General features: G+C 73.7%; 22 protein-coding genes. 6 read left to right on the top strand and 16 right to left on the bottom strand.

Translation table 11 applies throughout. From position 1 onward, the window contains the following. A complete protein-coding gene (locus tag Mam01_RS16755) occupies positions 1-1,107 on the top strand; it encodes an exo-beta-N-acetylmuramidase NamZ family protein (protein WP_204286232.1) in 1,107 nt (368 codons plus the stop codon). 122 nt (positions 1,108-1,229) lie between these two features. Here Mam01_RS16755 and Mam01_RS16760 read toward each other — a convergent pair whose 3' ends face one another. From Mam01_RS16760 to Mam01_RS16800, 9 genes are all read right to left on the bottom strand, one after another. After that, positions 1,230-2,192, bottom strand: a complete 963-nt coding sequence (locus tag Mam01_RS16760) for a GNAT family N-acetyltransferase (protein ID WP_239101370.1) — start codon at positions 2,190-2,192, stop codon at positions 1,230-1,232. 26 nt (positions 2,193-2,218) lie between these two features. Next, positions 2,219-3,235 (bottom strand): ABC transporter ATP-binding protein, encoded by a 1,017-nt coding sequence (locus Mam01_RS16765; protein ID WP_204286233.1) that lies wholly within the window; start codon positions 3,233-3,235, stop codon positions 2,219-2,221. Next, positions 3,232-4,275: an ABC transporter ATP-binding protein gene (locus Mam01_RS16770; protein WP_239101371.1), complete on the bottom strand. Its 1,044-nt coding sequence runs from the start codon at positions 4,273-4,275 to the stop codon at positions 3,232-3,234. The genes Mam01_RS16765 and Mam01_RS16770 overlap by 4 nt, the downstream gene beginning before the upstream one ends. 5 nt (positions 4,276-4,280) lie before the next feature. Next, positions 4,281-5,207 (bottom strand): ABC transporter permease, encoded by a 927-nt coding sequence (locus Mam01_RS16775; protein ID WP_204286234.1) that lies wholly within the window; start codon positions 5,205-5,207, stop codon positions 4,281-4,283. Beyond that, positions 5,204-6,238 (bottom strand): ABC transporter permease, encoded by a 1,035-nt coding sequence (locus tag Mam01_RS16780; RefSeq protein ID WP_150934001.1) that lies wholly within the window; start codon positions 6,236-6,238, stop codon positions 5,204-5,206. The genes Mam01_RS16775 and Mam01_RS16780 overlap by 4 nt, the downstream gene beginning before the upstream one ends. Continuing rightward, positions 6,235-8,055, bottom strand: coding sequence for an ABC transporter substrate-binding protein (locus Mam01_RS16785; protein ID WP_204286235.1), 1,821 nt, complete (start codon positions 8,053-8,055; stop codon positions 6,235-6,237). The genes Mam01_RS16780 and Mam01_RS16785 overlap by 4 nt, the downstream gene beginning before the upstream one ends. Positions 8,056-8,192: 137 nt before the next feature. Continuing rightward, on the bottom strand, positions 8,193-9,935 hold the full coding sequence (locus Mam01_RS16790) for a glycoside hydrolase family 3 N-terminal domain-containing protein (RefSeq protein WP_239101372.1): 1,743 nt from the start codon (positions 9,933-9,935) through the stop codon (positions 8,193-8,195). Next, positions 9,932-10,936, bottom strand: coding sequence for an N-acetylglucosamine kinase (locus Mam01_RS16795; RefSeq protein ID WP_239101373.1), 1,005 nt, complete (start codon positions 10,934-10,936; stop codon positions 9,932-9,934). Before Mam01_RS16795 ends, Mam01_RS16790 begins: the two co-directional genes overlap by 4 nt. 87 nt (positions 10,937-11,023) lie before the next feature. After that, positions 11,024-11,242, bottom strand: coding sequence for a hypothetical protein (locus Mam01_RS16800; RefSeq protein WP_204286236.1), 219 nt, complete (start codon positions 11,240-11,242; stop codon positions 11,024-11,026). A 135-nt stretch (positions 11,243-11,377) separates the two neighbouring features. Between Mam01_RS16800 and Mam01_RS16805 the strand changes: the two genes are divergently transcribed. After that, the gene (locus Mam01_RS16805) at positions 11,378-11,794 is read left to right on the top strand and encodes a hypothetical protein (RefSeq protein WP_204286237.1); all 417 of its coding nucleotides are present in this window, start codon (positions 11,378-11,380) and stop codon (positions 11,792-11,794) included. Positions 11,795-11,822: 28 nt separating this feature from the next. Here Mam01_RS16805 and Mam01_RS16810 read toward each other — a convergent pair whose 3' ends face one another. From Mam01_RS16810 to Mam01_RS16825, 4 genes are all read right to left on the bottom strand, one after another. Further along, positions 11,823-12,572, bottom strand: a complete 750-nt coding sequence (locus Mam01_RS16810) for an ABC transporter permease (protein ID WP_150933997.1) — start codon at positions 12,570-12,572, stop codon at positions 11,823-11,825. Between the two features lie 16 nt (positions 12,573-12,588). After that, a complete protein-coding gene (locus Mam01_RS16815) occupies positions 12,589-13,548 on the bottom strand; it encodes an ATP-binding cassette domain-containing protein (RefSeq protein WP_191910120.1) in 960 nt (319 codons plus the stop codon). Positions 13,549-13,719: 171 nt separating this feature from the next. Further along, complete coding sequence (locus tag Mam01_RS16820; RefSeq protein WP_204286238.1) at positions 13,720-14,469, bottom strand: YcnI family copper-binding membrane protein; 750 nt, start codon at positions 14,467-14,469, stop codon at positions 13,720-13,722. 213 nt (positions 14,470-14,682) lie between these two features. Then, a complete protein-coding gene (locus tag Mam01_RS16825) occupies positions 14,683-15,264 on the bottom strand; it encodes an MFS transporter (protein WP_204286239.1) in 582 nt (193 codons plus the stop codon). Positions 15,265-15,648: 384 nt separating this feature from the next. Between Mam01_RS16825 and Mam01_RS16830 the strand changes: the two genes are divergently transcribed. Next, entirely contained in the window at positions 15,649-17,607 is a 1,959-nt protein-coding gene (locus tag Mam01_RS16830; protein WP_204286240.1) for a bifunctional copper resistance protein CopD/cytochrome c oxidase assembly protein, read from the top strand. 168 nt (positions 17,608-17,775) lie between these two features. On the opposite strand, the gene Mam01_RS16835 is transcribed toward Mam01_RS16830, so the two are convergent. Continuing rightward, positions 17,776-18,168, bottom strand: coding sequence for an SbtR family transcriptional regulator (locus tag Mam01_RS16835; RefSeq protein WP_204286241.1), 393 nt, complete (start codon positions 18,166-18,168; stop codon positions 17,776-17,778). An 11-nt stretch (positions 18,169-18,179) separates the two neighbouring features. Here Mam01_RS16835 and Mam01_RS16840 point away from each other — a divergent pair, with 11 nt between their 5' ends. Next, a complete protein-coding gene (locus tag Mam01_RS16840; protein ID WP_204286242.1) occupies positions 18,180-19,364 on the top strand; it encodes an MFS transporter in 1,185 nt (394 codons plus the stop codon). A gap of 31 nt (positions 19,365-19,395) precedes the next feature. Here Mam01_RS16840 and Mam01_RS16845 read toward each other — a convergent pair whose 3' ends face one another. After that, on the bottom strand, positions 19,396-21,120 hold the full coding sequence (locus tag Mam01_RS16845; RefSeq protein WP_204286243.1) for a DEAD/DEAH box helicase: 1,725 nt from the start codon (positions 21,118-21,120) through the stop codon (positions 19,396-19,398). A 153-nt stretch (positions 21,121-21,273) separates the two neighbouring features. Here Mam01_RS16845 and Mam01_RS16850 point away from each other — a divergent pair, with 153 nt between their 5' ends. Next, positions 21,274-22,458 carry an MFS transporter gene (locus Mam01_RS16850; RefSeq protein ID WP_204286244.1) on the top strand — a complete coding sequence of 395 codons (1,185 nt, stop codon included), beginning with the start codon at positions 21,274-21,276 and terminating at the stop codon, positions 22,456-22,458. Here Mam01_RS16850 and Mam01_RS16855 read toward each other — a convergent pair. Further along, positions 22,425-23,192 (bottom strand): SAM-dependent methyltransferase, encoded by a 768-nt coding sequence (locus Mam01_RS16855; protein WP_239101374.1) that lies wholly within the window; start codon positions 23,190-23,192, stop codon positions 22,425-22,427. The two genes, Mam01_RS16850 and Mam01_RS16855, sit on opposite strands and share 34 nt — an antisense overlap. A 205-nt stretch (positions 23,193-23,397) precedes the next feature. Here Mam01_RS16855 and Mam01_RS16860 point away from each other — a divergent pair, with 205 nt between their 5' ends. Continuing rightward, a complete protein-coding gene (locus Mam01_RS16860) occupies positions 23,398-24,801 on the top strand; it encodes an MFS transporter (protein WP_204286246.1) in 1,404 nt (467 codons plus the stop codon). Positions 24,802-24,924 lie beyond the last annotated feature (123 nt).

Raw genomic sequence — 24,924 nt, forward strand, 5'->3', positions numbered from 1 at the left:
ATGGATCGCGTGCGTACGGGACTGGAACGGCTGGTGGCCGCGCCCCGGACCGGGCGGGAGCGGGTGGGCCTCGTCACCAACCCCACCGGAGTCCTGCCCGATCTGACCCCCGCCGCACCGGCCCTGCTGGCCGCGGGAACGCGCGTGACCACGCTTTTCGGTCCCGAACACGGGCTGCGCGGCACGGCGCAGGCGGGCGGCGGCGAGGCCGCCGCGGCCGATCCCGTCACCGGCCTGCCCGTGGCCGACACCTACGGCCGTACGGGCGCCGAACTGGACGCGCTCGTCGCGGCGTCCGGCGTGGAGGCGCTGGTCTTCGACATGGCCGACGTGGGCGCCCGGTTCTACACCTACGTGTGGACGATGTGCGACCTGATGGGCTCGGCGGCCCGCCTCGGGCTGCCGTTCACCGTGCTCGACCGGCCCAACCCGATCGGCGGCGCGGTGGCCGAGGGCCCGGTGCTCGACCCCGCCTTCGCGAGCTTCGTCGGCCGCGCCGCGCTGCCGCTCCGGCACGGGCTCACGCCGGGCGAGATCGCCTTGTCCGCCAACCGAGCGACCGGCGCCGCGCTGGAGGTCGTGCCGATGGAGGGCTGGCGCCGGGAGTGGCACTTCGACCGGACCGGGCTGCCCTGGGTGATGCCGTCGGCGAACATGCCGACCCTCGACACCGCGCTGGTCTATCCCGGCACCGGGCTGCTGGAGGGCGTGAACGCCGCGGAGGGCCGGGGCACGACCCGGCCGTTCGAGCTGGTCGGCGCGCCGTACGCGGACGGGCGGCTCGCCGCCGCGCTGAACGGTCTCGGCCTGCCGGGCGTGCGCTTCCGCGACACGTCGTTCACCCCGGCGTACGGCAGGCACGCCGGTGTGCCGGTGCGCGGCGTCCAGCTTCACGTGACCGATCGCGCGGCCTTCCGGCCGGTGCTGACCGGGGTGTCCCTGCTGCACGAGCTGCGCACCCTCTATCCGGACGACTTCGCCTGCGACCCGTTCCTCGACCTGCTGTGGGGCTCGGGCTCGCTGCGCGCGCACCTGGAGGCCGGACGCGACCCCCGCGGGCTGTGCCCCCCGCCGGGGCCCCCGGAGGGTGATCTGCTGTACGACTGAACCGGCCCCACCGGCCCATCCGGTGAGCCGCCGGGCGGGCCGCACCGGTATCGGCCCAGGTATCGGCCCAGGTATCAGCCCAGGTATCAGCCCAGGTATCAGCCCAGGTATCGGCGCGGGCATCAGCCGAGGCGGCGGCGGTAGAGCCAGAAGACGCGCTCGGCGCGGGCGGCGACCGCCCGGGAGTAGAACCGCAGCGGGCCCACCCAGCCGATCTGCGCCGAGGTCAGCCCGGCGGCGGCCTGCTCGGCCAGGCAGCGGCGCAACAGCACCCGGCCGACGCCGAGGCCGCGGGCGGCCTCCGCCGTCCCCATCGGGCCGAACCACAGCGGCCTGGCGCCCCAGGCGGCGAAGCCGAGGATCTCCCCGTCGCGGGCGGCGTAGTGCAGACCGGTCGCCTGCTCGGCCTCCCAGGCCCACGCGTCGTTCCACTGCTCGCGGACGAAGGCCACGACGCCGCTCCGCTCCCCCGCGGGCGCCGCCGCGACCGTCACCCCGGCGGCGTCGAGCCTCGCCAGGTCGGCCTCGTGCCCGGCCTCGTCGTAGCGGGCCGGAAGGTCGGCGGTCATGTTCCAGGCGACGCGGTAGCGCTCGTAACCCAGACTCTCGGCCAGGCAGGCCGCCGGGGTGTAGCGCACGTCGATGCCCGGCCAGGCGTAGCAGGGCGCGTTGCCGGCGAACCTCGCCTCGGTCGCGCCCTTGGCCCGCATCCACTCCTCGGCGGCGGCGACCAGCGCCCGGCCGATCCCCCGGCCCCGCGCGGCGGGGTCGACGGCGATCAGGTCGACGTGCCCGGCGCCGTCCGCGCCGATCGACGCGAACACCGCCCCCCGCGGACCCACATCCCTGCGACCGGCCCCCGGCAAGCCCGCGCCCTCCGGACCGGTGCCCTGCGGACCGGCCGGCTCGGCGCCCGTCACGTTCGCGGCGGGAACGGCGAGGACGGTCCACTCGCGGCCCGGCGGCGGGGCGGCGAGCCGCCGTACGAGCAGCGCGGCGTCGCCTGCGTCGGCCCACAGCGCGGCGGCGGCCAGGCGCTCCAGCCGCTCGTCGACCTCGACCGCCTCCACCGTGACCACTTCCACCGTGACCACCTCCGCCCGGGCCGGCGTCACTCACCCACCCCCACCGGGATCACGCTACGCCGCCTGGGGTGGAAGCAGGCCTGCTCCTGCTCGGTGTCCTGCCCGGGCCCGCCGTCACGGCCCAGGACGGGGGTCTCCTGCTCGCAGCGTTCGGTGCTGAACGGGCAGCGCGGGACGAACAGGCACCCGCCAAGGCGCCCCTCCCCCTGCGGCTCCTTCGGCACGACCCGCTCGGCCCCCGGCCGCTCCAGGCCGTGCAGGACCGGGATCGCCGACAACAGCGACTGCGTGTACGGGTGGACGGGGTCGGCGATGATCTTCTCGGTGGCGCCACGCTCCACCACCTGCCCCCGGTAGAGCACGTACAACTCGCCGTCGTCGCCGATGTAGCGGGCGGTGGCGATGTCGTGGGTGATGAACAGCACGCCGACGCCGAGCCGCTCGCGCAGGTCCTTGAGCAGCGCGAGGATCCCCAGCCGCAGGGACACGTCGATCATCGAGACGGCCTCGTCGGCGACCAGGACCTCGGGGTCCATGGTGAGCGCGCGGGCGATCACCACGCGCTGGCGCATGCCGCCGGACAGCTGGTGCGGGTAGCGCGGCAGCACGTAGCCGGGGTCGATCCCGACCATCGACAGCAGCTCCTGCGCCCGGCTGTCGATCCACGACCTCGGGCGGCCCGTCTGGCGGGCGCGCAGCGCCAGCGGGGCCTCCAGGGCCTGGTGGATGGTCCGCGTGGGGTTGAGCGCCGAGTAGGGGTCCTGGTGGATGAGCTGGACCCGGCGGAAGTACGGCTGGCGCCGCCGGTGGCTCAGCGACGACATCGGCACCCCGTCGATGACGATCTCGCCGGCGTCGTGGGTCTCCAGGCCGGCGATGATCCGGCCGAGAGTGGTCTTGCCGCTCCCCGACTCGCCGATGAACGAGACGGCTCCGCCCCTTTCGACGGCGAAGTCGACGTCGCGCAGCGCGGGCACCTCGCGGGCGCCGAGCACGCCGCCGCGCTGGCGGAAGGTCTTGGAGATCCCGGTCCCCGTGATCACACGAGCTCCTCTCGTCCGACCAGCTCCAGGGGGCGGCCGGTGGCGTGGCAGGCGACCGTACGGCCGTCGTGGGTGACGGCGGCGGGGTCGTCCGTCTCGCAGATGTCCATGCGCCGCTCGCAGCGCTCGCGGAACACGCAGCCCTGCGCGGGCAGCGTGCCGAGCGTCGGCGGGCGCCCGGGCAGCGCCCGGGCGAGGGACAGGTCGCCCGTGAGACGCGGGATCGCCCGGATCAGGCCCCGCGTGTACGGGTGGCGGGCGTCGCCGAGCACCTCGGTCACCGGCCCGTGCTCGACGACCCGCCCGCCGTACATGACGGCGAGGTCGTCGGCGACCTCGGCGACCGCGCCGACGTCGTGGGTGATGACGAGGGTGGTGAGCGCCCGCTCCTCGTGGACCTCCCGGATGATCCGCAGGATCGTCGCCTGCGTGATCATGTCGAGGGCGGTGGTCGGCTCGTCCAGAACGACGACTTTGGCGTTCAGGACGAGCGCGAGCATGATGCCGACCCGCTGGCGCATGCCGCCGGACAGCTCGTGCTGGTAGGAGTCGAGCACCCGGGCGCCGTCCATGCCCATGCGGGCCAGCAGGTCCCGGGCGTCGCGCACCAGCGCCCGCGGGTCCTCCACGTCGTGGGAGCGGCCGAGGTCGAGCAGCTGCTTGCCGATGGTCTTGAGCGGGTTCAGCGAGTTCTGCGCGGCCTGGAAGACGTAGCCGACCTCGCGGCCGCGGGCGCGGCGCAGGTCCTCGCCGCGCAGCGTCAGCACGTCGCCGAGCCCGTCGATCTCGACGCTGCCCGCCGCGATCCTGCCGGGCGGCTGCACGGCGTTGAGCAGCGAGAGCGCGAGGGTCGACTTGCCCGAGCCCGACTCGCCGACGACACCGGTGATCGTGCCGGGGGCGAGGGTCAGGTCGACGCCGCGGACGGCGGGCAGCTCGCCCGCCGGGGTCTTGTAGACGACCGTGAGGTCCCGGATGCGGACCCCCGGTGCCTCCATGTCACGTGCCGCCGCGTGAGGTGTGGCCGTGTGAGCGGTCATAGGGGCTACTCCTCCCGCAGGCGGGGGTTGAAGATCTCGTCCATCGCGTCGACGATCAGCACGATGCCGAGCGTGAGCAGCAGGATCGCGATCAGCGGGGCCATCAGGTACGGCAGCGCGGCCGGGGTGGTGAGCGCGCCGCCGTTGAAGACGGCGAGGTTGAGCATCACGCCCCAGTTGTTGGACTCGAACGGCAGCACGCCGAGGAAGAACAGGCCGACCTGGGCGTACACCGCGCCGGTGACGGCGATCAGCATGTTCATCGCGATGTACGGCGCCATGCTCGGCAGCAGCTCGCGGCCGACGATGTGCCGGGTCGGCAGGCCGAGCCCGCGGGCGGCCTCGATGAAGCCGCGTTCGCGCAGCGACAGCGTCTGCGACCGCACGGCGCGGGCGATGCCGCCCCAGCCGAGCACCCCGAGCACCAGGCCCATCTCCAGCGGGCTCTCGAACTTCCACACGGTGGACAGCACGAGCAGCAGCGGCAGGCCGGGGATGGCGAGGTTCATGTCGGTCAGCCGCATCAGCACGGTGTCCCACCGGCCGCGGTGGAAGCCCGCGAACAGCCCGATGACGGTGCCGAGCGCGACCGTGATGACGGCCGTGGCGAGGCCGGTGAGCAGCACGTACCGCGCGCCGGTGATCACGAGGGCGAGCACGTCGGTGCCCTCGAAGTCGGTGCCGAAGGGGTGGGCGAGGCTCGGCGGCGCGTAGAGGGCGTTGTCGTCGCGCGGCAGTTGGGCGGGGTAGAGCAGCGGCCCGGCCACGCCCATGAGCGCGAACAGGACGACGATGACCACTCCGGCCATGCGGCTGGGTTTGCGCCGCAGCACCCGCCACACGCCGCGCCAGAAGTTGCGCCGCAGCGTGGCCCGGGTGGTCTCGGCGGGCGGCGCCGCCGGAGGCCCGGCGGGGTTGACGATGACGGTCATGCCGCGCCTCCGCTCCTGACCCGGGGGTCGATCACCGTGTACAGCAGGTCGGCGACGATGTTGGCGACGACGATGCCCACCGTGATCACCAGGAACGTGCCGCCCATCAGGGCGTAGTCGCGGCTGCTGATGCTGTTGACGAGCAGCAGGCCGAGGCCCGGGTAGTTGAAGATCTGCTCGATGAAGATCGAGCCGCCGAAGAGCATGCCGATCGACAGGGCGAGGATCGTGAACAGCGGCAGGATCGCGTTGCGCGCGAGATACCGGAACACGATGCCGCGCCGCAGACCGCGCAGTTCGGCCGCGAGGATGAAGTCGTCGCCGAGCACGGCGACCACGTTCGACTTCATGGCGAGGATCCATCCGCCGTAGCTGGCCAGGGTGTACGTCACCACCGGCAGCACGGCGTGGTGCACCAGCGAGCCGATGTATCCGGGGTTGAGGCCGGGGACGAACTCGACGTCCACCGGCCCGCCGGACGGCATGATCGGCCACAGCGTCGCGAAGATCGCGGTGAGCAGCAGGCCGATCACGTACACCGGCACGCCGTGCAGCAGCGACCCGGACAGGGCGAGCGCGTCGCCGAGCCGGCCGGACCGCTTGATCGCGGCGTACACGCCCATGGTCACGCCGAGCAAGAAGCTGAGCAGCGTGCCGGCGAGGACCGGCAGCACGGTCCAGCGCGCCGCGTGGCCGATCAGCGTGGTCACCTCGACGCCGGGCGTGCTGAGCGAGCGCCCGAGGTCGAAGTGGAGCAGCGAGCCCAGGTAGCCCACGTACTGCTGCCAGAGGTTGCCGGTGGGCAGGAAGCCGTACAGGACGGCGGTGGCCCGCTCGGCCTGCTCGGGCGACATGCCCTTCTGGATCAGGCTCTCGTACTGCCCGAGCACGGGGTTGCCGGGGATCTCCCGGATGATGACGAAGCTGATCGTGGCCACGGCCCAGATCATGACCAGGCCGCGTACGACGTGGCCCGCGACCTTCCTGGCGATTGCGGCGGCCCGGTGCCGCCCGGGGACCGTCTGCGTCATGCCCGCCCCTTCTCCGCTTTCCTGATCATCCCGAGCTGCATCCACACGCCGGACGACAGCCGCAGGGCCTGGTCGTCGTCGGGCGGGAACGCCGTGTAGCGGGAGGTGTTGACGAACTGCGTGTTGACGTAGTCCCAGAGCTGGACGACCGGAAGCTGCTCGTTGGCGACCTTGGCGAGGACGCCGACGATGCGCTTCTGCTCCTCCTGCGACGCGTAGTTCAGCTTGCCGGTCAGCTCGCCGGGGTCGACGACCCCGGCCTCGCCGGCGTCGACCTTCTCCGGGCCGCCCATCCAGTTGCCCTCGGTGCCGGGCGCCACGTGCCGCAGCCGCCCGCCGAACATCTGCCAGCCGTTCGCCTGGCCGAACAGCCGCTGGAAGATGTTGTACGGCGACGGGCCGAGGCCGATCAGCCACAGTCCCAGGTCGTACTTGCCCTCGGCCAGCTCGCCCAGGTAGAGCGTGTAGTCGGCGGCGGTGACCACGCTCGCGTCGACACCGTGGTCGGCGAGCTGGCTGCTGATCGACTTGCCCGCGGCGACCCAGTCGGAGAACGACGCGGGCACGTGGATGCGGACCTTCCAGGGGCTGCCGTCCGGCATGGCCCACCGGCCGTTCCGCTTGGTCATGCCCGCCGCCTTGAGCTCGGCGTCGGCCTTGGCGGGGTTGATCCGATACTGCTCCAGGCCGTCGAACCCGGAGCCGAGCCAGGCCCGGGCCGCCTGGGCGTGGATGCCGGAGGTGGTGGCGGCGGGAGTGCCGCCCTCCGGGGAGGCGATCCTCGTGACCTGGGCGCGGTCGATCAGGTAGGCCAGCGCCCGCCGCACGTGCACGTTGTCGTACGGCTTGTGCGCCTGGTTGAACGCGAGCGAGACGGCGACCGGCGAGTAGCCCTTGATCACCTTGCTGCCGCGGGCCTCGCGGATCCGGTTCATGACGGCGGTGGGCACGGAGGTGAAGGGGGCGTTGTCCAGCCGCCCGGCGATCAGGTAGTTCCAGATCTGCTCGTTGCCCGTGTAGTTGAGAATCTTCACCTTGTCCGGCGCGATCTTCTGCCGGTCGTAGAAGTAGGGGTTGCGCGTGAGCAGCGCCGCGCCCGGGTTGACCCGCTCCAGCACGAAGGGCCCGGCCGACACGTCGTGGCCCGGGTCGTAGGCGATGACCTTCTCCGCCAGCCCGGTGATCGCGCTCTTCGCCTTCTCGGCCACCGCGCCCTGCCCGTGCTGGGCGGTCTTGAGCAGCTGCCAGAAGTCGGCGGGAAGGAGCTTGCCGAAGACGTGCGCGGGCACGACCACGGTCGACAGCAGGTTGGCGAGGAACGTCGAGCTGCGGTTGGCCCCCTGCGTGATCCGCACCGTGGTGGGGTCGACGACCTGGATGTCGGCGGCGGCGCCGGCCGCCTTCGGGTCCAGCGCGTACGCCGTGCCGCCCTGGGTATAGGCGAGACCGATCGAGACGCGCACGTCCTCGCTGGTCACGGGCACGCCGTCGGACCACTTGGCGTCCGGGCGCAGGTGGATGTCGACGTGCGACCGGTCGGGGGACGTCGTCCAGCTCCCGGCGATGGCCGGGTAGAACTGGTTGGGATCGGTGGGGTCGTTCTTGGGCCACGCCAGCGCCATGCCGTTGTATCCCGAGAAGACCGATCCGACGGGGTTGAACGGGTTGATCGGCGCGCTCGCGTTGATCTGCTTGCTGCCGTCGATCGTGGTGAACACGCCGCCGCCCGTGCGGGCGGTCTCCGTCGTCCCGGTAGTGCCGCAGGCGGTGGCTGTGGCGATCGACGCCACTGCCATGATCGCCGCGAGTCGCTTCATGGGCTGCTCCTGGTTCCCGATTGCCTGGACAATACGGGCGCACTCGCGACCCGTCAATTTTTTCCATGCCTGGAGACGGCTGTGGAGTTAATTTTTACCGATGCCCGTGACCTGCGGGAACGTCTCTCCGGTTGCGGTCATCGCGGTCGGCCGGCGAGCCAGCGGGCCGCCGCCCGCGCCGACGCCGTCGAGTTGCCGTGGGTGGCGAGGTAGAGCCGCCCGGCGGGCGTCCCGGGCACCCCGGTCTCGACCACCACGGCGTCCGGCCGGGCCCGCAGCGCCTCCTCCAGCAGGCGCCGCATCCAGGCGTGCCGTACGGCGTCGTGGACGGCGATCACCAGCGGGCGCCCGGTGTCGCCCAGCAGGGCGAGCAGGTCCGGCGCGGCCTCCTCGTCGTTCGCCTCGGCCGTGACGGTGCCGGGCAGGATCTCCTCCAGCGCCTGCCCCAGGGTGAGGGGGGTGACCCGGCCCACGGCCTGGCTGGGGCGCGCCGCCATGCTCACCACCAGCGGCGCCCGCGTCAGCACCCCCGGCCCCACCACTCCGGCCGGTGTGTACGGGGTGGTGGGGAAAGCGGCGGGCGTAGCCGGTGGGGGCGGCGTGCTCGGAATCGCAGGCCTGGCGGCGGTGGGCCTGGTGGGGGCTGTGGGCCCGGTCACCGCGGGTCCTTCGGCCGGCGTGGCCGCTGTGAGTCCTGCGGTCACCCGCAGGGCGGCGGTGGCCGCCGCGAGGCCGAGGCCTTCGTCGGCGTCCCCGGCCGCCGCCGCCCTGGCGTCCGCCCGCGCGTCGTACCAGGCGGCCAGGTCCCGGACCCGGCCCGCCGCCTCGGCGAGGCGGTCCTCCTTCAGCCGTCCCTCGCGGACCGCCGCGGTGATCGCGTCGCGCAGCGCGTACACGCTCTCTCCCCCGGCCGACGACACCCCGACGCAGATCGCGTCCGCTCCGGCGGCCAGCGCGCGCACCGCGATCTCGCCGGGGGCGTGCAGGGCGGCGACCGCGCGCATCTCGATGGCGTCGGTCACCACGAGCCCGCCGAACCCCATCTCCTCGCGCAGCAGCCCGGTCAGCACGGCCCGGCTCAGCGTCGCGGGCAGCGGGCCGACGGCGGGGACGAGCAGGTGCCCGCACATCACCGCGCGCACCCCGGCCGCGATGGCGGCCCGGAAGGGCGGCAGGTCGCGCCGTTCGATCACCTCCCGCGAGGCCCGTACGGCGGGCAGCGCGAGGTGGGAGTCGGTCACGGTGTCGCCGTGACCGGGGAAGTGCTTGGCGCAGGCGGCCACGCCCGCGCTCTGCAGGCCCTCGATCCACGCCGCGCCGTGCCGGCCGACCGCCTCGGGGTCGGAGCCGAACGAGCGCACGCCGATGACGGGGTTGCGGGGGTCGGCGTTGACGTCGACGACCGGGGCGTAGTCGAGGGTGACACCGGCGGCGGCGACCATCCGGCCGATCTGCCGCCCGACCCGCCGGGTCAGCGACTCGTCGTCCGCGACGCCCAGCGCGAGGTTGCCCGGCCAGGAGCTTCCGGTGGCGGCCTCCAGCCGGGTGACGGACCCGCCCTCCTCGTCCACCGCCACGATCACGTCCGGCCGCTCCCGGCGCAGCGCGGCGACCAGCGCCCTCGTCCCGTCCGCCGCATCCGCTGGGCCGCCTATTGCGCCGCCCGCCTCCCCGGCGCCGGCGTCGTCGCGGTCGCCGGTGCGATCGACGGTGCGGGGGGCGGCGCGGGTGACGTTGCGGGCGAAGAGCACCACGCCGCCGAGGCCGTCCGCGAGCGCGCGGAGCAGCCAGGCGGGCGGCTCGGTGCCCTCGAACCCGGGCTGGAGCACGGCCATCGCCAGCCGGTCCAGGCCGTCCCCGCTCGCTCCGCCCGCGGTCACCGGACGGCCTGCCCGATCAGCGCGCGGTGCGCCGCGGCGGCCCGGGGATCGTCTCCGAGGACGGCCCGCAGCGCGAGCGCGGCGGCGCCCGCCGCCGCGTCCCGCGCGGGCACCAGGTCGGCCCACCTGCCCAGCTCCGCCCAGACCAGGTGGGCGAGCTCGGTCGGCTCGGTCAGCAGCGATCCCGCCAGCACCAGCGGACCTCCGCCTCCCCTCGCCCACGCCCCGCTCCACGGGACGCCCTCGCCGCACACCACCCGTGCCGTACGGCACAGCCTGCGCGCGGCCTCGCCGACGACGCCGCGCGCCACCTCGTCGCCCTCGCGGGCGGCGGTGTCCACGACCGGCGCGAGCGTGCCGAGCCAGGCGGGCCCCTGCTCGGCGACCCGCGCGTACACGGCCGCCACCAGTTCCCCGGCGAGCGCGGGCCCGTCGTCCTCTCCGGCCGAGCCCGCCCCGAGGACGGCCTCGGCCACCCTGGCCACCAGGAGGGTCGGGGCGCCCCGGCCGTCGATGGCGTTCAGCGCCGCGGCGGCGCCCCGGCGGCCCAGCCACACGCCCGATCCCTCGTCGCCGAGCAGCCAGCCGAGCCCGTCGGCCCGCCGTACGACGCGGCGGGCGCGGACGCGGGCGCCGATCGCGCCGGTGCCGGCCACCAGCACCGCGCCGTCCGGCTCGACGGTCGCCCCGGTGAAGGCCACGAGCACGTCGGAGACCACCACCGGACGTCCTGCGAGCCCCGCGTCCCGCCAGGCCCGCTCGGCCGGTTCGGCCGCGCCGGCGACTCCCGCGAGGCCGAACACGCCTCCGGCGACCCGGCCGGGGTCGAGGCCCGCCAGAGCGCCGAGCAGCGCGGCGCGCAGGTTGGCCGCCGGGTCGGGAACCGAGATCGCGTTGGCGCCGCCGGCCCGTCCCCGTCCGGCGACCTCGCCCGACTCCCCGGCCACGACGCAGCGCGTGCTGGTTCCTCCCCCGTCCACCCCGATGAACAGAGCCCCCACGACCGCTCCCTATGGAGATGCCTTCCATCAACCTATAAGTCGGTGGAAATCGTCTACAACGGTGGCCGGAGCGGCCGGGGGGCCGGGCTACTTCTGGCTGTCGGTGAGGTCCACCATCGCGGTGGCCGCACGGAAGAACTTGTTGCGGCCGAGGTCACCGATGGTCTTGATGTGGAACGCCTTCTTCAGCATCTCCGCGTCCTCCGCGCTGACGCCGGAGAGCGCCTCCACCGGCGCCTTGACGATCTCCTCCAGGCTCTTGTCCTCGTACGCGCGGTCGAGCAGCTTGGCAAGATCCGCTGTCACAGCCATGACTCCCCCAATCACCAGGCCCCGATACCTGGTGAAATGCCCCATGCACCCATTTCCTATGCGAGCGCGCGGGCGGCCCGCTTTGCGGAGGCCACCGCCGACGTTGATCTTTTCCCTTACTGTTCCCCCATGTCCGTCCATCGACGTCTCCGCCGCCGGCTGACCCGCGAGGTCACTCTTCCCTGGGGCCTGGGCGTCGCCGCCCTCGGCCTCGCCCTGGTCGTGGGCGGCCTCGTGACCGTACGCCTCGGGTTCGGCGACGTCCGGCTCACGCTGGCCAAGGGGCGCGCGATGCTGAACGGATCGGGCGTCTCCGGCACCTTCCAGCCCGACGACGGCCCGGCGGTCCTCCTACCGGGCGTGATCCCCTGGACCGACGGATCCGGCTCCGTTCACCACGGAGGACGGCCCGCGTGCCTGTGGGACCGGGATCCGTCGGACGGGATGAACCGCAGCCCGGGAGCCCGCGTGCAGGCGGGATACCGGTGGGTGGAGACCCCCGGCGGGACCTCCTATCCCCTGGTCATGTGGCTCCGCTGTCCCTGACGCGCTTTCGGCCGGTGCCCGTCGTGGGTCAGCCGGCCAGGTTGCGCAGGGAGCGCACCGACCAGACCAGGGTGAGCGCGGTCAGCGCGGCGAAGAGGGCGAAGGCCACCGGGATGGTCCCGGCGCTCAGGTCGCCGCGGAACAGCGACCGGCCCGCCTCGACGGCGTAGTAGAGCGGGTTGAACTTGGCGAGCGTCTGCAGCCACTGGGGTCCGAGCGACACCGGCAGGAACAGCCCGGCGATGAGGGTCAGCGGCATGGCGAAGAACTGCACCAGTTGCGACATGCCGTTCTCGTCGCGCAGGGTCAGCGCCAGGCCGTAGGACAGGCTGGCCGCGAACAGGCCGGTCGCGGCCATGAGCAGGAGCACGAGGACCATCTCCGTCAGCCCGATCCGCAGGCCCATGAGCGCGGCGATGCCGATCACCAGGATCGCCTGCAGCACCAGGACGATCACGTCCTTGACGAGACGGCCCAAAATGATCGCGGGACGCCAGGCCTGGCTGACCGCGAGCCGCTCCAGCATGCCGTTGCGGGTCTCGTTGATCATTCCGAAGCCCGCGAACATGGAGCCGAACAAGGCGATCATCATCATGGAGCCCGGCGTGAACATCGCGAGCACGTCCGTCATCTTCCCGCCGGGGACCGTGCTCCTCAGCAGCGGTGCGAAGAACACCAGGTAGAGCACCGGCTGCATGATCCCGAACAACGGCCAGACCGGGTTGGCGAAGAGTTTCCTGAGCTCGTAGCCGAGGAAGAGCATCGTGTGTCGAAACATCGTGGAGTCCCGGAGGTCAGGCGGCGTCGCGCAGCGAACGGCCGGTGTGCTTGAGGAACACGTCGTCGAGGGTGGCGCGTTCGAGGGAGACCGACCGGATGCCCAGGCCGTTCTCCTCCAGGGTGCGCAGCATGTGCATCAGGCCGTGCTCCCCGTCGTCGAGGTACGCGCGGACGGTGCCGGGCTCGGCCCGGACCTCCTTGACGTACGGCTGCGCGGCGAGGAGCTCCCGGGCGGCGTCCGTGTCCTCCAGCCGGAGCGTCACGACGTCGCCCGCGACCTCCTTCTTGAGCTCCTCCGGCGTGCCCCTCGCGACGATCTTGCCGTGGTCGACGATGACCAGCCGGTCGCAGAGCGCGTCGGCCTCATCCAGGTAGTGCGTGGTGAGCAGCACGCTGGTGCCCTGTTCGCGCAGTTTGCGCACCTCGTCCCAGAGGTTGGCCCGGTTCTGGGGGTCGAGGCCGGTGGTCGGCTCGTCCAGGAAGATCAGCGGTGGCGCGTTCACCAGTCCGACGGCGATCGCGAAGCGCCGCTTCTGCCCTCCTGAGAGGGTCTTCGCGGGGCGGTTCGCGATCTCGGTGAGGCTGAACGCGGCGAGCAGCTCGTCGGCCCTCGCCTGGGCCTGCCTGCGGGACATCCCGCTGATCCGGGCCGCGAGGAGCAGGCTCTCGATGCCGGGGGCGGTGTCGTCGACGCCGCCCGCCTGGCTCACGTAGCCGATGTTCTCGCGGACCTTGGCCGCCTCCCGGGCGACGTCGAAACCGGCCACCCGGGCGCTGCCCGAGGTGGGCACGGTGAAGGTCGCGAGCATCCGGACGGTGGTGGTCTTGCCCGCGCCGTTCGGGCCGAGGACCGCGAAGACCTCGCCCCTCTCGACCTGGAGGTCGATGCCGCGTACGGCCTCGACCTCCTCCTTCTTCCCTCGTCCTCGTTTCGCGTGAAAGGTCTTGCGCAGGTCGTGCGCTTCGATGATCATTTTCTCTCCGGTGATCAGGGGGTCACCAGCCTGATGGCTCACCCGGGGAGAGAGTCAACAGCTTTTTGACGGCTCCCGGCCTCGGGACCATGTCAAAGGTCGCGGACGGCGCGAGCCCCCCTCTCGGAGGTCCCGGGAGGGGGGCTCGCCCGGATCGGGCGGGAGGACGGCTCAGGCGCGGGAACGGCGCAGGGCCGTGATGCCCGCGCCGGCTCCGACCAGGCCGGCGACGAGGCCGAGGCCGCCGAGCACCAGGGCCGCGGTGCCGCTGCCGCCTTCGTCGTCGTCATCATCCTCCGCCGCGGCCACGGACGGCGCCGCGTCGGGGTTGGCGGCCACCGCGGCGGAGGGAGAGGCCGCGGCCTCGTCGCCACCCTCCTCCGCCTGGGGCGCGACGAGCTTGAGCGTGGGCGCCGGGTGCTCGGCCTCGGACCCGTCGGCCTTCGGCGGGTCCGCCCACTTGACCACCTCGCCGCTCGAGTAGGTCTGCTCGGTGGGGAAGGACAGCGCGTCCACGTTCTTGGGCAGCGGGCCGACCGAGGCCTCGAACTCCTGGAACTGGCCGGACTCGATCTTCCCTCCGGTCCAAGTGATCTTCAGGACCGATTCGGTGATCTTGTCGCCGTCGTCCGACACGACGGGCTGGGGCAGCTTGCCCTGGGTCACCTTGACCTTCCACCCGGACACCGGGCGGACCGAGACGAACGGCAGCGGGTGGTCGGTGGGGAACGCCACCTCCACCTTGGTGGTGGCGGCGTCGTCGCGCTCGTTGGGCACCCGGAAGGCGATCTTGGTCCAGCCGCCCTGCTCGGCGGTGCCGGGGTTGACGGTGACGTGGGCGAGTGCGGGAAGGGAAAGACCGAGGGTGAGGGCGAGGGCACCCGCGGCGACCGCCGACACACGGCGGACGTATGAAGTCATGGGGGTTCTCCAGTCTCTGTACTGAAATGCCGGGAACGCGCGAGCAGGGGCGCCTCGGGAAGACGGCCGGAAGCAAGGGCCGCCGAACGGAACGAGGGACTCTCGCACCGCCGTTTCCCGCATGGCAGACCCCCGCGGGGCACGTCTCCCCCTGTCGTGGGGCGGCGGAGGAGACGCCTCCGCCGGGAGATACGCGCCGCTCGCGCGGGACGCTCAGAAGACGGGAGAAACGGGTGGCCCGCGGCGGACGACCGCGTGCCGCAGCACCCATCCCGGGCGTGGCAGGCGGGTCCGTCCTCGCGCGGCGCGCACACGGGGACGGGTGATCCCCGCGAGACCGGCCCGTAGCAGCGCCACCAGCGCGGCGAGCATCGTGAGGCAGCGGGCCGCCCCGGCGCCGATCCGGCGCAGCACCGACCACAACGCCTCCTCGCCGCGCGACAGCCACAGCCCGGTGAGCAGCGCGGCGGTGAGGTGGGCGGTCAGCATGCCGGTCTGGGTGGTGAGACCGCCGTGCCAGGTGATGTGGGCGGGCGCCCCGGCGGAGGCCGAGGCGTCGAACAGCAGGTGCAGGAACACCTGTGCGCCGACCAGCAGCCCGACGATCACCTGAGGCGACCGTTCCCGGCCCGCCGCGACCGCCGCGCCCGCCGTGACGGCGAGCAGGCCGACGAGCAGCGCCCCGGTCGTGGGCCCGCCTCCCCCGGCGAACCAGTGCGCGCCCATGGCGAGAAGCACGCCGACGGCCGCGAAGGCGGCCGACCGCGCGAGCCGGAGGGAGAGCGTGGCGCGCATGACGCCGGGATTATCGCACACCACCGTGATCTCGTCCCTGGGTCGCGCCCCGGCGATTCATGCCCGCCGCGTGTGTGCCGAGGCGTCGTCTCGCCGCGTCGCCGCGCCGGTCACAAGGATTCCGGGCCGGCTCGGAGATCTCCGCAGTGCCCGGGTCACCGCCCGTTCCGGCATTCGACACATCCACCTGAATCCGCGCTTGGGACGGACGGCGTCCTCCCGGTCGCCCGCTCCTGCGCACGCGCACCGGAAGGCGCCATCGGCGCTGAAGTTTTCACCGCGACGTCGTGATCGCGGCCGGCGAGTGCGGCAGCACTCCCCTAACGGCAACAATCCGGTCATACTCATGACCGACCAACGGTGCCGAACCGAGGAAACCCCCCGATGACCTCTCCCCCCGGGCGGCGCGGCCCCATCGCCGCCGGGCCGATCGCCGCCGTCGTGGCGACGGCGGCGGCCGTGCTGCTGCTCGCCCTGTGGTTCGGCGGCGCCGGGCCGCGCCCGGCCATCGAGGGGCTGCCCTCACCCGGCGTGCTGACCACCTGGGGCCTGCCCGTCGCCCGCCTCGTGCTCGACGTGTGCGCCGCCGCGACCGTCGGCGTGCTGCTCGCGTCCGTCGTCCTGGTCCCCGCGCGTGCCGGGGCCGTGAGAACCGGGAAAACGACCACCAGCCCTTCACGCACCAGCCGTTCACGCACTGGATCCGGGGACGCCGGGGACGCCGAGGGTGCAGCCTCCCGGCGGCTGGCCCGGGCCGCCGCCGCGTGGGCGGCCGGATGGGCGCTGAGCGCGGCGGTCACCGAGGTCCTGACCCTGTCGGACTTCCTGGGGCTGCCTGCGGGCCAGGCGCTGCGCTCCGGCGCTCTCTACGTTTTCCTGGTGAACATCCCGCAGGGCCAGGCGTTCGCTCTGGTGGCGGTGGCGGCCGCGGCGGTCGCCGCCGGGGCGCTCCTGCCAGGGGGACGCGCGTGGCGGGCCGTGCTGCTGGCGGTGGCGATCCTCGCGGTGCTGCCCCCGGCGTACGTGGGGCACTCGGCCTCGGCGGCCGACCACAACCTCGCCGTCCTCAGCCTGATGGCGCACGTCACGGCCGTCGTGCTGTGGACCGGCGGCCTCTACGCCCTCGTCGCGCACCTGCGCGCCGCGCCCGGCCTGGCTGTCGCGGTGAGCCGGTTCAGCACGCTCGCCCTGGGCTGCTTCGCCGCCGCCGCGGCGTCCGGCGCGCTCAACGCCTGGGTGCGGCTCGGCGCGCTCCCCCCGCTGTGGCAGTCCAGGTACGGCCTGCTGGTCCTGGCCAAGATCGCCGCGCTGGCCGTGCTGGGCTGGTTCGGGTGGCGGCACCGGCGCGCGACGATCGAGGCGCTGCGGTCCGGCACGTCCCGGGCGCCGTTCGTCCGGCTGGCCGCCGGGGAGATCACGATGATGGCCGGCACCGTGGCGCTGGCCGTGGCGCTGGGGCGCAGCGCCCCGCCCGCAGGCGAGGCGCAGCACCAGCACGACGCCCTGGGATACGCCCTCCCGCCGTTCACCCCCGGCACACTCGTCACGGACCTGCGGCCCGACCCGATCGCGCTGATCCTGCTCGCGGCGGCCGCGGCGGCCTACCTGTCCGGTGTGCGACGCCTGCGGGCGGACGGCACGGGGTGGCCGGCCGGGCGGACCGTCTCCTGGCTGGCGGGCCTGCTGGTCCTCGCCTACGCCACGTCCGGCGGGGTCGCGGCGTACGCGCCGGCCATGTTCTCCGCCCACGCGGCGCAGTACGCGCTGCTCGGCGCGGTGGGGCCCGCCCTGCTCGCCGCCGGCGCCCCGCTCACGCTGTGGCGGCTCGCCCATCCGGGCCCGGACGCGCTGGACGGCCCGGCGGCCCGCACGCTGTCCCATCCGGTGGCGGCGCTGGCCCTGTACGCGCTGCCGTACCCGGCGCTGTATCTGACCGGGCTGTTCGCGTTCGCCCAGCCGAGCCTCGCCCTGCGGCTGGCCGCGCAGACCGTCGTGGTGGTCACCGCGGTGATCTTCTTCGTCGTCACGGCCGGTGTCGACCCGCTCCCGCGCGCGATCCGGCCGCAGGTCCGCGTGTGGATGCTCATCGGGGCGATCGCCGTACGGGCCTGGACGGGCCTGGCGGTGCTCACCGGACCGGGGCAGGCGCCGCAGTGGTACGCGGCGCTCGGACTGCCCTGGGCCCCGGACCCGGCGGCCGACCAGCGGACGGGGGCGCTGCTCGGCACCGGGGCGGTGGTCGCCGTCCTGGCGGCCCTCCTCGCGCTGCTGCTCGCCCGGCTGGTCGCGGCGCGGCGGCGGACCGCCGCGGCGCCGGTCCCCGCCACGAGCCGGCGGGTGTGATCGCGGAACCCGGACGGGGCGAAAGCGGCCGGCGGAGCGAGTGACCCGCCTCGGCCCGCTTCGACGACCCGCGTCGCCCGATCTGACAGCGGTCCGGGCCGCCCGGCCGAGCGGGCTCGGCCGCTCACCTCGGGCGCTCACCTCGGGCGTTCGCCGGGCGGCCTGTCCTCAGCCCTCGCGCCGTCCCGCCGGACGCAACCCGTCGAGGACGATCTCGAGCGCCTTGTCCTGCAGTCTCTCGTCCCAGCCGCCTCGCTCCGCCGCCGCGGAGACGCCGGCGATGAGCGCCATCAGCTCGGGACCGGTGACGTCCGGCCGGATGTCACCCGCCTCCTGAGCGCGCCGCAGGGGCACGTCCAGCGCCGACTGCAGCTTCAGTGCGGTGGCCCTGGTCTCCGGCTCGATGTCGATCCCGGCGAGCGCGAGCACGTCGGAGAACGCCCGCTTGGTGCGGGACTGGGTGACCATCCTGGTGAAGAACCCGACGACCGCGGCTCCCGCGTCCGGCGCGTCCGCCAGCGACTCGGCCTCGTCGATCAAGGTATGCAGACGGGCCCGCATGATGGCCTCGCGTGATCGTCGGTGACGTGGTGGCCCCCCGGGAAAGGGCCAGGTTCCAGACGCTGTTCTTCGCCGTCTTCACCATCGGCGGCATCGCCGGACCTCTGATCGGCGGCCTGTTCGTCGGCGCCGGCACGCTGCTCGGCGCGGCCGGCTGGCGCTGGATCTTCTTCGCCAACATCCCGTTCAGCCTGACGGCGCTCGCTCTCATCGGCGTGTTCATGCGGCTGCCCAGGCCGGGCCTCCGGCACAGGATCGACGTCCTCGGCGCCGTGCTCGTCGTCGCGGGCGTGGTCAGCCTGCTGCTCGTGACCGTGTGGGGCGGCCAGGAGTACGCGTGGAGTTCACCACAGATCATCGGGCTGATCGTCTGCGGGCTGCTGCTGCTCGCTGCCTTCGTCTGGTGGGAGCGCCGCGCCTCCGAGCCGATCCTTCCCATGCACCTGTTCCGCAACTCGATCTTCACCGTCTCCTCCGTACTCGCCCTGGTGATGGGCGTCACCAGCACCGGTGTGCTGGCCTTCCTCGCCCTGTACCTGGAGGGCGCGAAGGACGCCTCGCCGACCGAGGCGGGTCTCGGGCTGCTGCCGCTGATGCTCGGGCTGCTGCTCACGTCGTTCTTCTCGGCACGGCTCATCGCGAAGACGGGGCGCTACCGGCCCTACCCGATCGCCGGCTTCGCTGTCTCGGGGATCGGCATGGTGCTGCTGTCACTGCTCGACGAGAACACCTCGGGAGTCATCCGCGCCCTGTACCTGGCGGTCGTCGGCATGGGCATGGGCCTCGGCATCCAGGTCCTCACCGTCGCGGTGCAGAACTCCGTGGAGCGCAAGGACATGGGGGTGGCCACCGCCGCCGGCCCGTTCTTCCGCGCCATCGGCGGCTCGTTCGGCACGGCGCTGTTCGGCGCGATCCTGACGACCACCCTGGTCGGCGACCTGCGGACGAGCCTGAACGGGCAGCGCCTGCCGAGCGGCCGGGACGTGTCGTCCACTCCGTCCGTCGGCGAGGTGCACAGCTGGCCCGCCGGGATCCGCGCCGCCTTCACGCACGCCCTGACGCACGGCTGGTCCCTCGTGTGTCTCGTCGCCGCCGGTTTCCTCGCGGCGGGCTTCGTGCTGAGCTGGTTCCTCAAGGAGGTGGAGCTCGGCGGCGCCCCCGCGCCGAAGCCGAGCCCCGCGTCCGCCAAGGCGTAGGCCAGGCGTCCGATCGCCGCGTGGCGGAGGATCAGCGGCGGCCGCGGGGGGCGCCGTCGCGGTCCCTCCGGACGGTGGGCCGCTTGCCCTTGATGGTGGTCTGGCGCAGCGCCTCGACCACCTCGTCCACGGCGGCGTCGGGGATCTCGACCAGCGTGAACCGGTCGGCGATCTCGATGGCGCCGATCTCCCGCCCGGTGACCCTGGTCTCCCCCGTGATCGCGCCGACGATGTCCTGGGGGCGCACCCCGGCACTGCGGCCGGCGCCCACGAACACCCGGCTCATCGCGCCGCCGCCGCGCCGCCCGCGCCGGTCGTCGCGGCCGTACCGGTCGTCGCGGCCCTCGCGCGTCCCGCGCTCGGGACGCGGCGCGCGCGGCGCCACCTCGGGGATCTCCTCCTCGTCGGCGGCGGCTCCGGTGGACTCGTGGGCGAGCTTGACCGCGGCCAGCGCGATGTCCATCAGGTCGAACTCGTCGGCGAGCGTCTCGACCACGACCCTGAAGCGGTCGAGGTCGCCGTCCTCCATCAGGCTCTCCTGCAGCGCGGCCCGGGTGAGCTCCAGGCGGCGGGCGCGCAGGTCGGCGACGGTCGGGACCTTCTCGACCGTGATCCTGCTGCGGGTGACCCGCTCGATGGTCTTCAGCATCCGGTGCTCGCGGGGCTCGGCGAGCGTGATCGCGACGCCCTCACGGCCCGCCCGGCCGACCCGGCCGATGCGGTGCACGTACGACTCCGGCGCGGACGGCACGTCGTAGTTGATGACGTGCGTGAGCTGTTCGATGTCGAGGCCGCGCGCCGCCACGTCGGTCGCCATCAGCAGGTCGGCGGTGCCGCTGCGCAGCCTGCCCATCACCCGGTCGCGCTGCTCCTGCCCCATGCCGCCGTGCAGGGCCTCGGCCCGGTAGCCGCGGCCGTTCATGGTCTCGGTGAGCTGGTCGACCTCCTCGCGGGTGCGGCAGAACACGATCGCCGCGGTCGGCGCCTCCACGTCGAGCACCCGGCCCAGCGCGGCCGGCTTGTACGCCCTGCTCACGATGTAGGCGCTCTGCCGGATGAGCGGCGCCTCCCCGGCGGCGGGCGCCTCCCGCTCGATCCTGATCCGGACGGGCTCGCGCAGGTGGCGGCGGGCGATCCCGTCGATGCGCGGCGGCATCGTCGCGGAGAACAGCACGGTCTGCCGTTCCTCGGGGATGTCCTGGAGGATCGCCTCGATGTCCTCGGCGAAGCCCATGTCGAGCATCTCGTCGGCCTCGTCGAGGACGACCATGCGCAGCCCCTTCAGCGGCAGCGTCCCCCGGCCGATGTGGTCGAGCGCGCGGCCCGGCGTGGCGACGACGACGTCCACCCCGCGCTCCAGCGCCCGCAGCTGCCGGCCGATCGGCTGGCCGCCGTAGATGGGCAGCACCCGCGTGCCGAGGTCGCGTCCGTAGCGGTGCATCGCCTCCGACACCTGGACGGCGAGCTCACGCGTGGGCACCAGCACCAGCCCGGCGGGCTCGCCGCCGTCGTCCGCGCCCCCGGCGTGGAAGACGCCGTGCAGCCGCTGCAGCATGGGCAGCGCGAAGGCGGCGGTCTTGCCCGTCCCGGTGGCGGCCTGCCCGAGCAGGTCGCGGCCTTCCAGCAACGGCGGGATGGCCTCCCGCTGGATGGGGGTGGGCTCCTCGTAACCGAGGCCGGACAACGCCTTGAGGAGCTCCGGACCAAGCGCCAGGTCGGCGAAGCCGGGTCCGTCTTCGATCTCGTTCACGGACATGTCAAGCTCCTCATGGGGCGGATGTGCACGGGAAGACCCTACGGTCTTTCCGCCCGTACCCCGAACTGCACCCCCCGCACCCGGCGGCGCACCCGGGGTGACCGTACGGGCCCGGGGGCGACCGCGCGGCCGGGCACGCAATAGCGTACGACCGTGGATCTCCGGGAACTGAGACGCGCCAGGTTCGCGGTGTCGGTCGTCTTCGCCCTGCACGGCGCGGTGACGGGTGGTTTCGCCTCTCGCATCCCCTGGATCCAGGATCATGTGGGTGTGGGGCCCGGCGGCCTCGGCCTGGCGCTGCTCGCTCCGGCGGTGGGCTCGATCCTGGCGATGCCGACCGCGGGCCGGATCACGCACCGGTTCGGCGGGCGGACCGTCACCCGGGTCTCGATCGGCCTGTGGTGCCTGGCCCTCGTCCTGCCCCCGCTGGCGCCCAACCTGCCGCTGCTGTGCGCGGCGCTCCTGGCGTACGGCGCGGTGGCGGGCGTCGCCGACGTCGCGATGAACGCCCAGGGAGTGGTGGCCGAGCAGCGGCTCGGCCGGCCGATCATGTCCGGCCTGCACGGGATGTGGAGCGTGGGCGCGCTCGCGGGCGGCGCGGTGGGGACGCTGGCGGCCAACGCGGGCCTCGACGCCCGCGCGCATCTGGGCGGGGCCGCGGTCGTGCTGGTCCTTATGGCCCTCATGGTGGGGCCGCTGCTGCTCGACGTGCGGGCGGACGAGGAGGAGGCGGCTCCGGCGCACTTCGTGCTGCCGTCGCGCGCCGTCGTGCTCATCGGGCTGGTGGGCTTCTGCGCGGTGTTCGGAGAGTCCGCGGCCCAGGACTGGTGCGCGGTCTACCTCGGGCAGGTGACCGGCGCGTCCGAGGCCGTGGGCGCCGCCGCGTACACGGCCTTCGCCTGCACGATGGCGGCGGGCCGGCTGTGCGGCGACGCGGTGGTCCGCAGGCTCGGCCCGGTCACGGCCGTCCAGGGCGGCGGCGCGCTGGCGGCGCTCGGCGCGCTGCTCGTGGTGGCCGCGCGCACCCCGGTCCCGGCGGCCACCGGGTTCATGCTGATCGGCCTGGGGATCGCGGTGGTCGTCCCGCTGGTGTTCGCGGCGGCGGGCCACGCCGGGCGCACGCCGAGCGAGGGCGTCGCGGGAGCCGCCACGGTCAGCTATGCGTCGGGCTTCGTCGCACCGAGCGCGATCGGCGGGATCGCCTCACTGACCGGGCTGCCCGCGTCGTTCGGCCTGGTCGCCGTGCTGCTGCTGGCCGTCGCGCTCGGCGCGGGCAGGCTCGCGCCCTCCGCGCGGGAGGCGCCTCAGCGGACGGCGCCGACCCCGCACAGGAAGTAGTTCACGACGCCCAGCAGGCGCGGGTCGAAGGCGTCGTGCTCGGGCCGCCACTGGTGCAGGTTGACGACGCCGGGCTCGACCAGGTCGAGCCCTTCGAAGAACGGGGTGATCTCGCCCGACCGGCGGGCGACGAACTGCGCCGAGGCGCCCTGGTAGATCCGCTCCACGTCCGGCGCGCGCTCCGGGCGCTCGTCGACCGCGACGTGCGACATCGCGAGGTAGCTGCCGGGGGCGAGCGCGTCGCGGATCCGGCCGATCAGCCGGCGGGGCTCGTCGGAGTCGGGCAGGAAGTGGACGATGGCGAGCAGCAGGACGGCGACCGGCCGGCCGAAGTCCAGGTGGCCGCGCACGTCCGGATGGGCCAGGATCTCCTCCGGCCGCCGCAGGTCGCCCTGCACGACCCGCACCTCCGGGCTGTCCTGGAGCAGCGCGCGGGCGTGTGCGAGCACCTGCGGGTCGTTGTCGACGTACACCGTCCGCGCGCCGGGCGCGTGCTCGGCCGCCACCTGGTGGACGTTGCGCTGGGTCGGCAGGCCCGCGCCGATGTCGAGGAACTGCCGGATGCCGCGCCCGGCGAGGAACCGCACGGCGCGGACGAGGAACTCCCGGTTCTCCCTGATGCCCAGGGGGACCTCCGGCACGTGCTTCAGCACCTGCTCGGCCGCCGCGCGGTCGGCGGGGAAGTTGTCCTTGCCGCCCAGGAAGTAGTCGTACATCCGGGCCGCGTTGGGCACGTTCGGATCGAAACCAGACCCGGCGCCCGATGCTGTGACAGGCCCGCTACCGGTCCCGGACTGCCCCGGATCCATGGTGATCTCCCCCCTCGCCAGTGGAGATCACTGTAACCACAGGCGGGAAATCGGCGCCATCTTCATCTGATCGCGAAGTAGAACGCGATATTTCCCGAATAGCCGCACCACCCGGTGTCATGATCGCCTCATGTCCGCACCCTCCGAGACCGCTCCCGAGCCTGGCCCCGAGCCTGGTCCCGGGGCCGGCCCCGGGACCGGGCGGGCGCGCCGCGTGCTGGGCGCGTGGCTCGCCGACGGCGTCACCAGGGGCAACATGTGGGCCCTGCTGGCGCTCGCCGCGGCGGGGACGGCGGTGATCTCCTTCCTGCCGTCGGCCCAGCCGCACGTGCTCACCGTGATCCTGGGCCTGCCCGAGTCCCGGCAGGGCACCGTCGTCGGCCTCCTCAACACGGCGGCCGAGATCGCCATGGTCGTGAGCCTCGCGTGGTACGGCGCGCTGGCCGACCGGTTCGGTCGGCGGGTGATCGTGGTCGCCGGGCTGGCCCTGTGCGCCGCCGGCACCGCGTTGTTCCCGTTCGCCGGGAACACGGCCGCGCTGGCCGGACTGCGGGTGGTGTTCGGCCTCGGTGTCGCGGCGATCAACGCGATGCTGTCCACGATCGCGGTCGACTACGTGCGCAGCAGGTCGCGCGGCGCGTCGTACGGGCTCGTCGGCTTCTTCGGCGGGCTCGGCGCGCTGGTCGCCGTGCTGGTCCTGGTGCGGCTGCCGCAGACGCTGGAGTCGGGCGGCATGGAACCGGTCCGGGCGGCCCGCACGGCGTTCCTGCTGATCGCGGCGGGGATCGTGATCGCGGCGGGCCTGCTGTGGCTGACGCTGTCCGGGCGGCGGCCCGTCGCGGCGGCGCGGGTGCCGCTGGTCCGCCTGGTGCGCGAGGGCGTGGCCCTCGTCCGCGACCCGGGGGTGGCCCTGTCGTACGCGGCGTCGTTCGTGGCGCGCGCCGACCTCGCGATCGTGGTCGCCTTCATGTCATTGTGGATCAAGAACTACGGCACGGAGCACGGCGGCCTCACCGGCGCGGCGGCGCTGGCCAGGGCGGGCGCGGTGGTGGGCGTGTCACAGATGGTCGCGCTGCTGTGCGCGCCGCTGTTCGGGTGGCTGGGCGACCGCATGCGGCGTCAGGACCTGGTCGTCCTGGCGCAGGCCGTCGCCGCCGTCGCCTATCTGTCGACGCTGCTCGTCACCGACCCCCTCGGCCCGGGCATGATGCTGGTCGCCGTGCTGATCGGCGTCGGTGAGATCGCCGCCATCACTACGGCGGGCCCGCTGCTCGCGCAGCAGGCGCCCGCGGAGGTGCGGGGGTCGGCGTTCGGCGTCCACACGCTCTGCGGCGCGGCCGGCGTGATGATCGTCTCCGCGCTCGGCGGGGCGTTGTTCGACGCCTGGCGCCCCGCCGGGCCGTTCGTCGTGGCCGGCGTCTTCAGCCTGGCCGTCGCGTGCTTCGGCCTGGCCGTACGACGGCGGGTGACGCCCAGGACCGAGGCCGACGTCGCCGGCGAGGCCGTCCCCGGCCCACAGGCCGGAAGCCGCTGAGGGAGGCGCCCCGGCGTCATAGTGGCGCTTCCCTGAAGCGAGACCGTCGCGAGGGGCGGGCGCGAAGCGGCGCGGGCACGGCATGGCACGGCGCGGGCAAGACGCGGGGCTGGCATGGCACGG

It is taken from the genome of Microbispora amethystogenes, from assembly GCF_016863015.1.
Taxonomy (GTDB): Bacteria; Actinomycetota; Actinomycetes; order Streptosporangiales; family Streptosporangiaceae; genus Microbispora; species Microbispora amethystogenes.

Bases quoted from the DNA above. Each gene is read 5' to 3' on its own strand.
- Mam01_RS16770 (WP_239101371.1), bottom strand. From the start codon at position 4,275: ATGACCGCTCACACGGCCACACCTCACGCGGCGGCACGTGACATGGAG.
- Mam01_RS16820 (WP_204286238.1), bottom strand. From the start codon at position 14,469: ATGACTTCATACGTCCGCCGTGTGTCGGCGGTCGCCGCGGGTGCCCTC.
- Mam01_RS16825 (WP_204286239.1), bottom strand. From the start codon at position 15,264: ATGCGCGCCACGCTCTCCCTCCGGCTCGCGCGGTCGGCCGCCTTCGCG.
- Mam01_RS16805 (WP_204286237.1), top strand. From the start codon at position 11,378: ATGTCCGTCCATCGACGTCTCCGCCGCCGGCTGACCCGCGAGGTCACT.
- Mam01_RS16785 (WP_204286235.1), bottom strand. From the start codon at position 8,055: ATGAAGCGACTCGCGGCGATCATGGCAGTGGCGTCGATCGCCACAGCC.
- Mam01_RS16755 (WP_204286232.1), top strand. From the start codon at position 1: ATGGATCGCGTGCGTACGGGACTGGAACGGCTGGTGGCCGCGCCCCGG.
- Mam01_RS16860 (WP_204286246.1), top strand. From the start codon at position 23,398: ATGTCCGCACCCTCCGAGACCGCTCCCGAGCCTGGCCCCGAGCCTGGT.
- Mam01_RS16775 (WP_204286234.1), bottom strand. From the start codon at position 5,207: ATGACCGTCATCGTCAACCCCGCCGGGCCTCCGGCGGCGCCGCCCGCC.
- Mam01_RS16835 (WP_204286241.1), bottom strand. From the start codon at position 18,168: ATGCGGGCCCGTCTGCATACCTTGATCGACGAGGCCGAGTCGCTGGCG.
- Mam01_RS16815 (WP_191910120.1), bottom strand. From the start codon at position 13,548: ATGATCATCGAAGCGCACGACCTGCGCAAGACCTTTCACGCGAAACGA.
- Mam01_RS16780 (WP_150934001.1), bottom strand. From the start codon at position 6,238: ATGACGCAGACGGTCCCCGGGCGGCACCGGGCCGCCGCAATCGCCAGG.
- Mam01_RS16845 (WP_204286243.1), bottom strand. From the start codon at position 21,120: ATGTCCGTGAACGAGATCGAAGACGGACCCGGCTTCGCCGACCTGGCG.
- Mam01_RS16810 (WP_150933997.1), bottom strand. From the start codon at position 12,572: ATGTTTCGACACACGATGCTCTTCCTCGGCTACGAGCTCAGGAAACTC.
- Mam01_RS16830 (WP_204286240.1), top strand. From the start codon at position 15,649: ATGACCTCTCCCCCCGGGCGGCGCGGCCCCATCGCCGCCGGGCCGATC.